This is a genomic window from Bradyrhizobium zhanjiangense, assembly GCF_004114935.1.
GTDB classification, from domain to species: Bacteria; Pseudomonadota; Alphaproteobacteria; order Rhizobiales; family Xanthobacteraceae; genus Bradyrhizobium; species Bradyrhizobium zhanjiangense.
Genome location: NZ_CP022221.1, coordinates 9,256,234 through 9,270,753, shown reverse-complemented (window position 1 = coordinate 9,270,753; position 14,520 = coordinate 9,256,234). Strand labels below are relative to the sequence as shown.

Below are 14,520 nucleotides of genomic sequence, written 5' to 3'. Positions count from 1 at the left end.
GAAACAAAGGCCGCGTCATATCCGTATGACAGGCACAGGCGTATCGTAGCGCTCATGCTGGCGAGAGGACGTGATCGTGGCCGAGGACAACAAGACGCAAGAAGCTCCGAAACGCCTGCCACTGGCGGAAGAGGGGGTCATGGAAACCCTGCTGCTGCCGTTCTCGCCGCGCTTCATCGTGCTGACGATCTGCGCGGTCGTCACCGCGCTCCTGATCGCCATCGGTATCGCCGACCGCAAGATCTTCGACATCCTGCTGGTCCCGATCCTGATCTTCGCCGCGCTGACCCTGCTCGGCGTCCGCGATCTCCTGCAGAAGAGCCACGCGGTGCTGCGCAACTATCCGATTTCGGCGCACATCCGCTTCCTGCTGGAAGAAATCCGCCCCGAGATGCGGCAATACTTCTTCGAGAGCGAGAAGGACGGCATGCCGTTCTCGCGCGACACCCGCGCGGTGGTCTATCAGCGCGCCAAGATGGAGCTCGACAAGCGTCCGTTCGGCACCCAGGAGGACGTCTATCGCGAGGGCTACGAGTGGATGCATCACTCGGTATCGCCGAAGGCGCATGCCAGGGAAAAATTCCGTGTCGCCATCGGCGGGCCGGATTGCGCAAAACCGTATTCGGCCTCGGTGTTCAACATCTCGGCGATGAGCTTCGGCGCGCTCAGCCCGAACGCGGTGCGTGCGCTCAATGCCGGCGCGAAGAAAGGCGGTTTTGCGCATGACACCGGCGAGGGCGGCGTCAGCCCCTATCACCGCGAGATGGGCGGCGACATCATCTGGGAGATCGGCTCCGGCTATTTCGGCTGCCGTCATCGCGATGGCACCTTCGACCCCGAGGCGTTCGCGCGCGTCGCCGGCGAGGACCAGATCAAGATGGTCGAGCTCAAGATCAGTCAGGGCGCCAAGCCGGGTCATGGCGGCGTGCTGCCGGCGGCAAAAGTCTCGGAAGAGATTTCCAAGATCCGCGGCGTCGCGATGGGCGAGGATTGCATCTCGCCGGCCTCGCACCGCGCCTTCTCCACGCCGGTTGGCATGATGCAGTTCATCGCCGAGATGCGCCGCCTGTCCGGCGGCAAGCCGGCGGGCTTCAAGCTGTGCATCGGCCATCCCTGGGAATTCCTGGCGATCTGCAAGGCGATGATGGAGACCGGCATCTATCCCGACTTCATCGTCATCGACGGCAATGAGGGCGGCACCGGCGCGGCGCCGCTGGAGTTCATGGATCATCTGGGCATGCCGATGCGCGAGGGCGTCAATTTCGTCCACAACGCGCTGGTCGGCATCAATGCGCGCGACCGCATCAAGATCGGCGCGTCCGGCAAGATCGCCACCGCCTTCGACATGGCGCGCGCCATGGCGATCGGCGCCGACTGGTGCAACTCGGCGCGCGGCTTCATGTTCTCGCTCGGCTGCATCCAGTCGCTGAGCTGCCACACCGACCGCTGCCCGACCGGCGTCGCGACGCAGGACCCGACGCGTGCGCGCGCGCTCTACGTGCCGCTCAAGATCGACCGCGTGCAGAATTACCACCATGCGACGCTGCACTCGCTGACCGAGCTGATCGCCGCCGCCGGCCTCGAACACCCGCAGCAGCTGCGCCCGATCCATTTCAGCCAACGGACATCGACGACCCAGGTGCAATCCTTCGCACAGCTCTATCCGGCGCTGCGGCCCGGCGAGCTGCTCGAAGGCACGGAAGATCCGCGGTTCCGCGACGGCTGGCGGATGGCGCGCTCCGAGACGTTCCAGCCCGCGCTGTGAGCGTCGCCTCGGTTGCAAGACCGCCGGCTCCGGCGCATAATTCATTGCCGGAGAGGCTGCGTTAAACGCTTGCTTCAACTTTGGGTGTAGTTGGCCCCATGGACGAACGGCGCGACAAGGCGAGACATCGCGTACTGAAAGCCGGAACCATCGAGTTCGGCGGCGGCGCGATCGACTGCACGGTCCGCAACCTGTCCGATACCGGCGCAGCGCTCGACGTCACCAGCCCGGTCGGTATCCCCGACCGTTTCACCCTGTTCGTCCACGCCGACGGAAAGCATCTGTCCTGCACCGTGGTCTGGCGCAAGGAAAAGCGGATCGGGGTGAGGTTCGGGTGAGATTAGGCCGCGAGCCCAAAAACTCCGCTGTCGTCCCGGACAAGCGTCAGCGCAGATCCGGGACCCATACCGCGTGATCTAACGATCGCGGTTGGTAGCAGTACCGAACGCCGAGTCTCGCCAAACCACTCTCTGTGGCTATCGCGACGAGCGCAAGGGCTCGCTCGGGGGCCCGGATCGGCGCGCGCTTGAAGGCGCGCTTGTCCGGGACGGCGAGTGGAGATTGGCGCGGCAGCCTACGCTAGCCCATACAAGCGCACTCAACTCACGCCGCCGCCTGCTCGCCCAGCCGGCTCGCCAAAATCTTGTCGATCCGTCGTCCATCGAGATCGACCACTTCGATGTGCCAGCCGGCGAAGTCGAAGGCGTCGCCGACATTGGGCAGCATGCTGAACTGTTGCAGCACGAGGCCAGCCACCGTGTTGTAGCGGTGCGGCGGCAGCTCAATGCCGAGCAGCTCGCCGAACTCGTCGACCGGCATCCAGCCGGAGATCAGGAGCGAGTCGTCGTCGCGCCTGACAAAGGCCGGCTCGGGCGGCCCCTCCTCGGAATGAAAGGCGCCGACGATCGACTCGAGGATATCTGCGGCCGTCACCATGCCTTCGAAGGCGCCGTATTCGTCGTAGACGAAGCCGACGTGGACCGGCGCAGCTTTCAGGATGGTCAGCACATCGCGGGCATCCGCCGAGGCCGGAATGCCCGGCGCCTCGCGCACGAGTGCGCGCAGATCCGGCGCGCGCTCGTTCATATAAGCGATCAGCAGGTCTTTGGCCTGGAGCACGCCGATCGGCTTGTCGCGATCGCCGTCCGAGACGGGGAAGCGCGAATGCGGGCTCTTTGCGATGATCTCGTGAATGGTCTCCGGATCGTCGTTTAGGTCGATCTCGTCGACCTCGGTGCGCGGCGTCATGACCGCGCCGACCGGGCGGTCGCCGAGCCGCATCACGCCGGCGATCATCTCCTTCTCACCCGGCTCGAGCACGCCTGCGCTCTCGGCCTCGCGGACAAGATGATGGATCTCGTCCTCCGAGACCTTTTCCTCGGCGCTGCCGCCGCGGCCGAGCAGTGTAAGGATCAGCTTGCCGGAGACATCGAGCAGGAACACGAGCGGCAGCGAGATCCGCGCCAGCACGTGCATCGCGGGCGCGACCCTGACCGCGATGCTCTCGGGATCGCGCAGCGCCACCTGCTTCGGCACCAGCTCGCCGACGATCAGGGTGGCGTAGGTGATGAGCGTGACGACGAGGCCGACGCCGACGATGTCGGCAATGCCTGAGGACATGCCGAGCTCGACCAGCCATTGCGTCAGCCGCTGCCCGAGCGTCGCACCCGAGAATGCGCCGGAGAGCACGCCGACCAGCGTGATGCCGATCTGCACCGTCGAAAGAAATTTGCCGGGATCGGCCGCCAGCGTCAGCGCCCGCTCGGCGCCACGGACGCCCTTGGCCGCGAGCAGCGACAGCCGCGCCGGGCGGGACGACACCACGGCCAGCTCGGACATGGACAACAGGCCGTTGATGACGATCAGGACGACGACGATGACGAGTTCGATCGAGAGCATTGACGTTCCGAGAGTAAGCCAGTGTCGCCGAATGAGGGCACGCGTATTGATATAGGTATTCCGGGAGGAAATGCCGACCATTCTGTCGCATCCGTACCACCGGGGAACCGTGATCGACGGCGTTCCGACAGGTCCGCGACGAGATGGCACTCCGCGGAACTACGGGGCGTTACTTAACGGGCTCTTAGTGGCCGCCGGCTAGGTTTCCGACAATTTGCAGAATGTATTCGGGGACCAGGATGCGGATCGGGAAGCTTTTCGCGCTGTCGATGCTGACGGTGACGGTTTTTGCAGTCATCCTCGGCGCCGAGGTGCTCATACCCCAGACACGCATCTTCACGAACCGCTCCGACGCGATCAAGACCGTCGACGCTTTTGCGGCGACCCTGATGGTCAGCCAGCAGGTCGCCGGCCTTCGTGCCCCCTACATTGGACCGATCTTCCAGGATGCCGCAGCCACACAGGCCCAGATCGATAATGCCGCGAAGGCGGGGAAAGCCGCCGATGCCGCATTCGAGGGCGCAAGGCGAGCCATCGTTGTGCTCGATGACGGTGCTGCGATGGTCGAGAACCTCGACCGTGCCGCGCGACGGTTGAAGGAGATCTACACGGCGGCCGATCGCGCGATGGGCCTTCCTCTGGCGGCGCGCGATAGCTCTGCGATCAAGGGCTTCCTGCCCGGAGTCGCCGAGGTGCTCGGCAGCATCGAGCCGATCATGAACCGACTCGAGGCGAAGGTCATCAATGCCGATTCCTCGCTTGCGGCGCTGTTGAGCCTGGCACGGACGGCGCAGGATCTGCGGGTTGCCGCCGGCAGCCGCGCGGCCACGCTGTCCCCCGCGCTGTCCGCACGTCGCCCGCTCACGTCGGCCGAATTCTCGCTGATGGATCGCATGCAGGGGCGTGTGGAAGCCGACCGCGAGCGCATCGAGGCCGGCATCGACCAGCTCGGGAATCCGCCGCGGATCGCCACCGCGCTGAAGGCGGCAACGGAATCTTATTTCGGAAAAGCAGCATCTGCCGTGGACAAGGAGATGGCTGCTGCGCGCAGCGATGGCAAATATGGCATCGACAGCGATGAGCTGGCAAAGGTCATCGTACCGGCCGTCCAGATGTTCTACGGCGTGCGCGACGCCGCGCTGGCCGAAGCTGCCGATCGCGCCTCGTCCTCTCGTGATGGTGCGCTGGCGATGCTGGCGCTTGCGGCCGTCGCGGTGCTGGCATTGCTCGGGACGCTCGGTGGTGTGACCGTGATGCTGCGCAGCCGTGTGGTGACGCCGCTCGGCCGACTCGCCGACGTGATCGGAACGCTCGCCGTCGGACAGCACGAGGTCGAGATTCCCGCAAGCGGCCGCAACGACGAGATCGGCCAAGTCGCGGGCTCGCTCCGGCACTTCAAGGATTCGCTCGTCGCCAAGAAAGCTGCCGACGAGGCAGCCGCGGTCGAAGCCGAGGCGAAGCTTCGGCGCGGCCAGCGCATGGATCGGATCGCGCGCGAGTTCGAGGCCATGATCGGCGATGTCGTCAACACCGTGTCGTCGGCATCGTCGGAGCTGGAAGTCTCGGCGGGAACGCTGACGAACACGGCCGATCAATCGGAAAAGGTCACCGCGACCGTCGCGGCCGCCTCCGAGCAGGCCTCGACCAACGTGCAGACCGTTGCCGCGGCCGCGGAGGAAATGGCCTCGTCGGTCGACGAGATCAGCCGGCAGGTCCAGGATTCTGCGCGCATCGCCGGCGAGGCGGTGCAGCAGGCGGGGCGCACCAATGATTATGTCGGCGAGCTCGCCAAGGCGGCGGGGCGGATCGGGGACGTGGTCGAGCTCATCAGCCAGATCGCAGGCCAGACCAATCTTCTGGCCCTCAACGCCACCATCGAAGCGGCCCGCGCCGGCGAGGCCGGCCGCGGCTTCGCCGTGGTCGCCTCCGAGGTCAAGGCACTGGCCGAGCAGACCGCCAAGGCCACCGGCGAGATCAGCCAGCAGATCACTGGCATTCAGACCGCGACCGAGGATTCGGTCGGCGCCATCAAGGCGATCGGCGACACCATCGCCCGCATGTCCGAGATTGCTTCCGCAATCGCCGCGGCGGTCGAGGAGCAGGGCGCGGCGACGCGGGAGATTTCCCGCAACGTGCAGCAGGCGGCGCGCGGCACTCAACAGGTCTCCGCCAGCATCGTCGACGTGCAGCGCGGCGCCAGTCAGACTGGTTCGGCCTCCGCCAACGTGCTCGCGTCCGCGAGATCGCTGTCCGGCGAGAGCAGCCGTCTCAAGCTCGAGGTCGGAAAATTCCTGGACGCGATCCGTGCCGCGTAGAGCGTCGCGATGTCAGAGTTGATTGCTGCAAACGAGGTGCACTCCCTCTCCCGCTTGCGGGAGAAGGTCGGGGAGAGGGTGGTTCCACAATGGGACTATCCCCAAGGGGAAAGCCCTCACCCGGCGCTTCGCGCCGACCTCTCCCGCAAGCGGGAGAGGTGAAACGGCCGCACACTCTTGCCGCGTTCAGAACTCCCCGTGCAGCCGTCCTGAAAACACCGACACCGGTCCGCGGTCGGCGTTGTAGGCGGGGTTGACGATGAGCTGGTAGTCGGCGGTGAGGGTGAGCTTCTTGTTCACGGCGTAGGCGTAATAGGTCTCGAGGATGCGCTCGTTGCGGTAGTTGAGCGCGCCGTCGCCGATGAGCACGCCGAGGCCGCCGGCGGCGAGGAAGTCGCGATAGTCCTGCGAAATCGCGTTGACGGCGCCGCCGATGCCGATCACGTCGTCAGGCCGGCCCCATTTCATGCCCTTGATCGACAATCCCGCGGACAGGCTGCGATGAATGTCGGTGAAGGCCAGCGTTTCGAAACGGCCGTCGTTCCAGCTCCAGCGGCCGAACAGCCCGACATCGTCCGTGATCGCCTGTTCGAGGTTGAGCACATAACCGTACTTCACACGGCCACGCCGGGTCTGCGCGATGTCGAGATTGAGCGCGGGATTGTCCAGCGTCTCGCGGAAGCTTCCCATGTTGGCGCTGTCGAGCCAGCCCATGGTCCTGAGCTTGCCGGGCTGGCCGAACAGCGAGAAGCGCGTCTCGAGTTCGAGCACGTATTGGCCGCGCTCCCCGACTTTTGTCTCGAAATGATTCGAGTTGGACTCGGAGACCATCAGGAAATAGCCGCCGCGCAGCGCCCAGTGCTTCTGGTTGAGCTCGGCGGTGACGCCATAGGTGAGGCCGACCTTGTCGGCGGAATAGTCGAAGGCGCCGGGCGCCCATAGCGACCAGTTCATGAAGTCCTTGCGGGTGTCCTTGGCGTAGGCATTGCCGTCGAACACGTCGACCACCGCGAACTTGCCGGCCTGCAAGGTGAGCCTGGAAACGTCGACCTTCTGCCCGAGCTGCAGCTGGCTGCTCGCAAGCTCCTCCTGCTCGCCGCCGAAGCCGAAGGTCTGGCGCACGAACAGGCGCGAGGTGTTGTAATGCGGATAGGGGAAATTCGACTTCTGCGCTTCGCCGTTCGGGAATCCGGCGGCGCCAACCGTGTCGTTCAGTCCAAATCCCTGGAGCAGCTCGGGATTGTAATAGACCTCGCCGCCGTCCCAGAGCCGTGCGTTCAGGAACAGGCTGTTGCTCCAGGTCGCCTTGGCCTGCGCTGATGGCGAGAGCGAGTTCGGTCCGGTGTAGAGCGCGGGAAACGACGGATAGCCTTGCGGCAGATAGGTGCTCTGGCCGTGAATCTCCCAGCGATCGGATTCCGTGTCGATCAGCGAGCTCTTCGGGTCATAGCTCGGCATGCCCGGCCAATCGACCTTGCGGTTGAGGCCGAGCCTGACCTGCTGGAAGTCGAGCGACGAGGAGCTGTATTGGGCTCCCGTGGAGAAGGCGACATTGGCGCTGTCGAAGCGGCTGTAGAGATATTCGAGCCGTGCGCTCCAATGCGGCGCAAAGCCGTATTCGATGCCGGCACCCGCGATCCAGCCGGGCCGCGTGTTCAGGATTTTCGGGACTTCGGCGCCGGAGGCCGGCGTGTCGAAATAGCGCTCGCCCATCCAGGCAAGGCCGCCGGTGGCATAGACCAGCCACGGGCCGCTGGTGTAGCCGACGCGGCCGCGCAGGCTCGCGGTGTAGTCCCATTGCTGGGTGACGGTGTTGGCGGGGGTGGCCAGGAAGGAGACGATCGAGTTCGAGACAATGTAGTTGGGAAACGAGAAATCGCCTTCGACGCCGACCAGCCAGCCGGAATTGAGCCGGTAATTGTAGCCGGCCTGCACGCCGCCGATCATGCCGCTGAAGACGCCGCTGTCACTGACTGCGGTGCCATCGTTCAGCGCAAAGTGCGACGAACCCCGGCTATAGCCGGCATGCGCGCCGATATAGAGGCCCGTCCAATCATAGACCGCTCTCAGCGCCGGCGCCTTCAGCGGCAGATCGGCCGCGGTGCCTGTGGCGGGCAAAGCCAGCACGCCCGTGGCAATCGCCGCGGCTGTCCGCAAGTACCTGTAACGGTGACCTCCCAACGTCAAAACGCACGCCCCCAAACGCGAATGCATCCACCCGCCGCGACATCCCTGCCGATTCGCGGCGACCCTGTCATCAGGTCTTAGGTGCTCACGCGATCGAACGAGATGATCTCGATCCGGCGCGATTTCGTCCCAAGCCCCTAAGCTTGTTGCGGACCTTATTGCGATTAATTCGCAATAGCAACTGGCGCGCGTCGCCGCAGAGGATGGTTCGCACCCGTGTGTGACGGGACTGCAACAAAGTCGGAGTCCGAAACAGATGACCCCGCCCGGGGGGACGCCGGGCGGGGCCGGGGGCACGACACGGGGTGGATGAGGCGCCCGTGTCGGACGCAGGATCCACGTGGGAGATCGGCCTCAGATACTCAGATCAGTAGCAGGTACGAACGCGGCCGACGTACTGGCCGAAGGCGTTGTACTGGGCGACCCAGCCGCAGCGGTGATAGCCGTAGTAGTAGGGATCGTTGCTGGCGGCGATCGCGGAGCCGACGACGGCGGCGGTGGCGATGCCGGCGCCCACGCCCCAGACCCAGCCGGGCTGCTTGGCTTCGGCCGAGGAGGTGGTGGACACGATGCTGCCGGTCACGGCGAGCGTAGCGAGAGCGACTGCGGCAAGCTTGGTCTTGATCGACATGTGAAACTCCATCCGGGGTTGAGGCGGTCCGTTGTGGCCCGCGTGCCCAGTTGGACGGAGGCTCCTCGCGTCCGGTTCGAAGCCGGGAAAGGCGGTCGCCGAGCCCTGTGCTTTCCTGAACAATTCCAGGAGGATGGGAGCTAGCCGAGAGGCCCCTTGGCGAGCCTGTTCACGTCGAAGTTATCGACCTCGCTCAGCAGTTCGCAAAAGGCCGTCGCGCCCTGATCGATCAGGCGTTCGCCCTTTTCTGCAACGGCCAGCGTCGCGTTGCCGACGGCGCCGCTGGCGTTGAGATCTTGCGCCTGCCAGGCGAACGGCGCAGGACGTTGCGTCGACAGCCAGCGATACTGCTGCTCGATCGCGATGCTGCTCGCGGGAAAATCCGCGATCGCATTCATGCGCACCTGATCGGGATAGCGCGCCAGCATGATCGAGGTCTCGACCGCGCCGCCGTGAATGCCGTGGCGCACTTCATCGGCCGGAAACAGTTTGTCGGCGCCTGATAGCCGCGACCACGACGTCGTCACCACGAACAGTTTTTGGTGCGCGCGTAGATCCTGCGCGATCAGCATCATCGCCGCGCTGTTGCCGCCATGGCTGGTGATGATGACGAGCTTCTTCACGCCGCGTCGCGCGACATCTTCGCCGATCCCCGTCCATCGCTTCAGCGCGGTTTCAGTCGGCAGCGTCTGCGTGCCCGGATAGTCGATATGCTCGGTGGAAATGCCAACCGGCTCAACGGGCAGAAAACTGGCCGGAACGGTTTCGGGCAACAGCTCGCGCACGCGCGCCAGATACGCGTCCGCGATCAGCACGTCGGTTTCGAGCGGCAGATGCGGGCCATGCTGCTCGGTCGCCGCCAGCGGCAGCACCGCAATCCAGCGCGAGGCCTCGGCCGGGGCCGCATCGGCCCAGCGGATCTCGGTCCAGTCGCGCGACGGCATCATTGAGCTTTCCTTGAAGGTTTCTTTGGAGGTTTCTTTGCCTGAATTTGTCACGTAATTTGGGGTATGAGGGGACGCGGGCCCGGCCGGCTCGCGTCCCCGAACTTCATGCGGTTTTATCGCGTTGCGTTCACATCGGCCAGCAACGATCGACGGAGTCCCTTCATGAGCCCTTCTCATCTGCGGCGAGCGTTAACGGCGGGCTTGATGGCCGCTTTGGTCGGAAGCGTCCCGGTGCGGGCCGAGACGCTCGACAAGGTCACCTTCGGCACCAATTGGGTCGCCGAAGCCGAGCATGGCGGCTTCTTCCAGGCGGTCGCCGACGGCACCTACAAGAAATACGGCCTCGACGTCACCATCGTCCCCGGCGGGCCGAATGAAAACAATCGGATGCTGCTGATCGCCGGCAAGATCGATTTCTTCATGGCCGCAAACACGCTGATGTCGTTCGATGCGGTCGCCAATAACGTTCCCGTCGTCACCATCGCCGCGATCTTCCAGAAGGATCCGCAGGTGATGCTGACGCAACCCGACGCCAAGGTCGCCAAGATCGAGGATCTCAAGCCGCTGACGCTGTTCGTCTCCAAGGAGGGCATGACCAGCTACTTCCAGTGGCTGAAGTCCGAATATGGATTCAGCGAGAAGAACGTCCGTCCCTATAATTTCAATCCGCAGCCCTTCATCGCCAACCCCAAGAGCGCCATGCAGGGCTACGTGACATCCGAGCCCTTCGCGGTCGAGAAGGCGGCCGGCTTCAAGCCCAACGTGCTGCTGCTCGCCGACTACGGCTTCAACACCTATTCGACCCTGATCGAAACCCGCCGCGAGATCGTCGAGAAGAAACCGGATCTGGTGCAGCGCTTCGTCGATGCCTCCATGATTGGCTGGTACAATTACATCTACCGCGGCAATTCCGCCGGCAATGCCATGATCAAGCAGCTCAATCCGGAGATGACCGACGATCTGCTCGCCTATTCCGTCGCCAAGATGAAGGAGCACGGCATCGTCGATTCCGGCGACAGCCTGAAGAACGGCATCGGCGCCATGAGCGATGAGCGCTACACCTCCTTCTTCAACAAGATGGTGAAGGCCGGCGTGGTCAAGCCCGACCTCGATTTCCGCAAATCCTATACGCTGCGCTTCGTCAACAAGGGCGTCGGCGTCGAGCTGCGCCCGAGCAAGCCGTAACGCATGCTGAGATTTGAGCAAGGTGCGTCGGCCTCGTCCACCTCTCCCGAAGGGAGAGGTCGCATCGCATTGTCAGATGCGATGCGGGTGAGGGGTTACGCTCTCTCCTGGGACCTGAGCCCCCTCACCCGGCGCTGCGCGCCGACCTCTCCCCGTTGGGGAGAGGTGAAGTGCGCCCGAAATGCAGCAGCCCGCGATCAATGGTAGCGAGCCAAACGTCATCCACCGTCGAGGCCAGCTTGACGGCTCTCGCCGTCAGCCTGCGCGGCGTGACGAAGACGTATGACAACGGCGTCATGGCGCTCGGCCCGCTCGACCTCGCGGTGCGCAAGGGCGAGTTCATTTCGCTGCTCGGCCCGTCCGGCTGCGGCAAGTCGACCGCACTGCGGCTGATCGCCGGGCTCAGCACGCCCTCGTCCGGAATCGTGCGGGTGGCGCGCCACGAGGGCGTGCCGCAGCCGGGCCACGGCATCGGCTTCGTGTTCCAGGAGCCGACCCTGATGCCCTGGACCAGCGTGCGCGACAACGTGCGGCTACCCCTGAGGCTTGGCCGCGTCCCGAAGGCAGAGGCCTGCGCGCGCGCCGACGCGGCGCTCGCCAGTGTCGGGCTCGGCGATTTTGCCGATGCGTTTCCGCGCGAGCTCTCCGGCGGCATGAAGATGCGGGTGTCGCTGGCGCGCGCGCTCGTCACCGATCCCGATATCCTGCTGATGGACGAGCCGTTCGCCGCGCTCGACGAGATCACGCGCTTCCGTCTCAACAATGATTTGCTTGCGCTGTGGCGCAGCCTCGGCAAGACCGTCATCTTCGTCACCCATTCGGTGTTCGAATCCGTCTACCTGTCGCAGCGCGTGGTGGTGATGACGGCGCGGCCCGGCCGCATTCAGGCCGACCTCCGCATCGAGACAATCGAGCCGCGGGCTGAGGAGTTTCGCACCTCGGCGGCCTATTCCGATTATTGCCGAAGAGTGTCGGCCGCGCTGGCGCCGTCCTATGCGGGGCAGTCGACGCTATGAACGCGCAACCTGTCGCCACCGTAAAACCGTCCGGCGCGCAACGCGCGATGCGCTTCGTGCTGCCCGTCATCGTGTTCGCGGCCGGCCTCCTCGCCTGGGAACTGGTGGTCCGCATCAAGGAGATTCCGCCCTACGTGCTGCCGGCGCCCTCAATCATCGTCCTGACGCTGGTCAAGGACTGGGCAGTGCTGTCACAATCGCTTGCGACCACGCTTCTGACTACGCTCGAGGGTTTTATCGCGGCCAGCATCGGCGGCATCGCGCTGGCGCTGCTGTTCAATCAGTCGAAATGGGTCGAGTATTCGCTGTTCCCCTACGCCGTTGTCCTCCAGGTGACGCCTGTCATCGCGATTGCGCCGCTGCTCCTGATCTATCTGGAGCAGCAGACCGCGGTGGTGGTCTGCGCCTTCATCGTCGCCTTTTTTCCGGTGCTGTCCAACACCACGCTTGGGCTCAATTCGGTTGACCGCAATCTCGCCGGCTTGTTCCAGCTCTATGGCGCCTCGCCGCCACAGACCCTGCGCTTTCTCAAGCTGCCCGCGGCGCTGCCCTACATTCTCGGCGGCTTGCGCATTGCCGGCGGCCTGTCGCTGATCGGTGCGGTCGTGGCCGAGATCGCGGCGGGAACGGCGGGTGCCGGCTCTGGGCTCGCCTACAGGATCGCCGAGTCAGGCTATCGATTGAACATACCCCGAATGTTCGCGGCGCTGCTTTTGTTGTCACTCGCCGGGATTGTCATCTATGGGGTGCTGGCGCTAGTTTCGCACCTCGTTTTACGGCGCTGGCATGAGAGCGCGCTTGGAAAGGAAAACTGATGTCTACCGGTTCGATTTCGTCCGAAAAGATCGACCTTCTGATCTATGGGCCGGTGCGGCCGATCCTCGAGAACGGGTTTTCCGACCATTTCGTCGTGCACAAGGCCGAGACGCGTGGTGACCTCGAGCGACTGACGCCGGCCGTGCGCGACAGGATCCGCGGCGTCGCCGTGACCTATCACACCGTGCGTGCCGACAAGGAATCGCTGTCGCAGCTGCCCAAGATCGAGATGGTGGCGAGCTTCGGCGTCGGTTACGACCACATCGACGCCAAATACGCGGCCGAGCACAACATCATCGTCACCAACACGCCCGACGTCCTGACCGAGGAGGTCGCTGACGTTGCGATGGGCCTTCTGATCTCCACCCTGCGCGAGTTCATCAAGGCCGACCGCTACGTCCGCTCCGGACTATGGCAGACGCAGAACTATCCGCTTAGCGTCGGCTCGCTGCGTGACCGCAAGGTCGGCATCGTCGGCATGGGCCGGATCGGGCAAGCCATCGCGCGCCGGCTCGATGCATCGCTGGTGCCGGTGGTCTACCATTCTCGCAATCCGTCCAAGGACGTCTCCTACAAGCACTATCCTGATTTGATCGAGATGGCGAAGGCGGTGGACACGCTGATGGTGATCGTGCCCGGCGGCGCCAGCACGAACAAGATGATCAATGCCGAGGTGCTCAAGGCACTCGGCCCGCGCGGCGTGCTGATCAATGTCGCGCGCGGCTCGGTGGTGGACGAGCCGGCGCTGGTGCAGGCGCTGAAATCCGGCACCATTCTCGCCGCCGGCCTTGACGTGTTCGCGGCAGAGCCGAACGTGCCGGACGAGCTCAAGTCCATGCAGAACGTCGTGCTGCTGCCGCATATCGGCTCGGCCTCGGTGGTGACACGCAACGCGATGGACCAGCTCGTGGTCGACAATCTCAAGTCCTGGTTCGCCGGCAAGGCGCCGCTGACGCCGGTTGCGGAAACGCCGTTCAGGGGGCGCTGATGAGAGCTCTTCGGGGCGTTGCATTCGCCGTCGCGGCCTGCTTGGCCGCGATCGGCATCGCGCATGCGCAGGATGCGACGACCCTGAAGAAGCAGATGCCTGGGCAGTGGGAGCTGTCGACCACCGAGCGCAGCAAGACCTGCGTCGTCACGCTCAAGGCTGACGCCGCGGGCCAGGGTTTTAAGCTGGAGCTGGAGCCGGCCTGCAAGACCGCGCTGCCTTTCACCAAGGACATCGTCGCCTGGAACGTTCGAGGTCTCGACATCGTCCGCTTGCAGGACGCAACCGGTGAAGCCGTGATCGATTTCACCGAGGTCGAGGCCGGCATCTTCGAGGGCCTGCGCCAGGGCGAAGGCGTCTACATCCTGCAAGATCTCGCCGCCGCGCGCTCGATGGCCAAGTCGATGGACCAGATGATCGGCGACTGGTCGATGGTGCGTGGCAACGGTCAGCCGGTGTGCGGGCTGACGCTGACCAACACCGAGGCGGGCCCGGACAATTTCCAGGTCTTCCTCAAGCCGAAATGCGACGCGGCGATCGCGCAGTTCAACCCGACGCAATGGCGGCTCGAGCGCGGCCAGATCATCCTGATGTCGAAGGCGGGCGAGGCCTGGCAGTTCGAGGCCGACGACAACGCGCAGTGGCGGCGCGTCCCCGACACCGCCGATCCGCTGATCATGCTGCGTCAGTAGGCTCGTTCAGCATTGCCGCGACGATGACGCGGCGAGTTCTCACGGGAACCGGACCGGAGGGAATCGGTTAGCAGAACAG

At 64.7% G+C, this 14,520-nt stretch carries 12 protein-coding genes; 8 read left to right on the top strand and 4 right to left on the bottom strand.

What is annotated here, in order from left to right; genetic code table 11:
* The first annotated feature begins 76 nt into the window (after nucleotides 1-76).
* A complete protein-coding gene (locus XH85_RS44310; protein ID WP_206734806.1) occupies nucleotides 77-1,765 on the top strand; it encodes an FMN-binding glutamate synthase family protein in 1,689 nt (562 codons plus the stop codon).
* A 98-nt stretch (nucleotides 1,766-1,863) separates the two neighbouring features.
* The gene (locus XH85_RS44305; protein WP_091896804.1) at nucleotides 1,864-2,103 is read left to right on the top strand and encodes a PilZ domain-containing protein; all 240 of its coding nucleotides are present in this window, start codon (nucleotides 1,864-1,866) and stop codon (nucleotides 2,101-2,103) included.
* 265 nt (nucleotides 2,104-2,368) lie between these two features.
* Here the strand turns inward: XH85_RS44305 and XH85_RS44300 are convergent, their stop codons facing one another.
* Nucleotides 2,369-3,664, bottom strand: coding sequence for a hemolysin family protein (locus XH85_RS44300; protein WP_128936977.1), 1,296 nt, complete (start codon nucleotides 3,662-3,664; stop codon nucleotides 2,369-2,371).
* A 239-nt stretch (nucleotides 3,665-3,903) separates the two neighbouring features.
* On the opposite strand from XH85_RS44300, the gene XH85_RS44295 reads away from it, so the two are divergent.
* Nucleotides 3,904-5,979: a methyl-accepting chemotaxis protein gene (locus XH85_RS44295; RefSeq protein WP_128936976.1), complete on the top strand. Its 2,076-nt coding sequence runs from the start codon at nucleotides 3,904-3,906 to the stop codon at nucleotides 5,977-5,979.
* A 186-nt stretch (nucleotides 5,980-6,165) separates the two neighbouring features.
* Here XH85_RS44295 and XH85_RS44285 read toward each other — a convergent pair whose 3' ends face one another.
* The 3 genes from XH85_RS44285 to XH85_RS44275 form a co-directional block, all read right to left on the bottom strand.
* Nucleotides 6,166-8,136, bottom strand: coding sequence for a carbohydrate porin (locus tag XH85_RS44285; RefSeq protein WP_128936975.1), 1,971 nt, complete (start codon nucleotides 8,134-8,136; stop codon nucleotides 6,166-6,168).
* Nucleotides 8,137-8,533: 397 nt separating this feature from the next.
* Nucleotides 8,534-8,797, bottom strand: a complete 264-nt coding sequence (locus XH85_RS44280) for a hypothetical protein (RefSeq protein WP_164934759.1) — start codon at nucleotides 8,795-8,797, stop codon at nucleotides 8,534-8,536.
* Between the two features lie 140 nt (nucleotides 8,798-8,937).
* Nucleotides 8,938-9,744 (bottom strand): creatininase family protein, encoded by an 807-nt coding sequence (locus XH85_RS44275; protein ID WP_128936973.1) that lies wholly within the window; start codon nucleotides 9,742-9,744, stop codon nucleotides 8,938-8,940.
* Nucleotides 9,745-9,906: 162 nt separating this feature from the next.
* Here XH85_RS44275 and XH85_RS44270 point away from each other — a divergent pair, with 162 nt between their 5' ends.
* From XH85_RS44270 to XH85_RS44250, 5 genes are all read left to right on the top strand, one after another.
* Complete coding sequence (locus XH85_RS44270) at nucleotides 9,907-10,929, top strand: ABC transporter substrate-binding protein (protein ID WP_128936972.1); 1,023 nt, start codon at nucleotides 9,907-9,909, stop codon at nucleotides 10,927-10,929.
* A 200-nt stretch (nucleotides 10,930-11,129) separates the two neighbouring features.
* Nucleotides 11,130-11,945: an ABC transporter ATP-binding protein gene (locus XH85_RS44265; RefSeq protein ID WP_128936971.1), complete on the top strand. Its 816-nt coding sequence runs from the start codon at nucleotides 11,130-11,132 to the stop codon at nucleotides 11,943-11,945.
* Nucleotides 11,942-12,760, top strand: coding sequence for an ABC transporter permease (locus XH85_RS44260; protein WP_128936970.1), 819 nt, complete (start codon nucleotides 11,942-11,944; stop codon nucleotides 12,758-12,760). The genes XH85_RS44265 and XH85_RS44260 overlap by 4 nt, the downstream gene beginning before the upstream one ends.
* Nucleotides 12,760-13,749 carry a 2-hydroxyacid dehydrogenase gene (locus XH85_RS44255; RefSeq protein ID WP_128936969.1) on the top strand — a complete coding sequence of 330 codons (990 nt, stop codon included), beginning with the start codon at nucleotides 12,760-12,762 and terminating at the stop codon, nucleotides 13,747-13,749. Before XH85_RS44260 ends, XH85_RS44255 begins: the two co-directional genes overlap by 1 nt.
* Nucleotides 13,749-14,441 (top strand): AprI/Inh family metalloprotease inhibitor, encoded by a 693-nt coding sequence (locus XH85_RS44250; RefSeq protein ID WP_128936968.1) that lies wholly within the window; start codon nucleotides 13,749-13,751, stop codon nucleotides 14,439-14,441. Before XH85_RS44255 ends, XH85_RS44250 begins: the two co-directional genes overlap by 1 nt.
* Nucleotides 14,442-14,520: the final 79 nt, after the last annotated feature.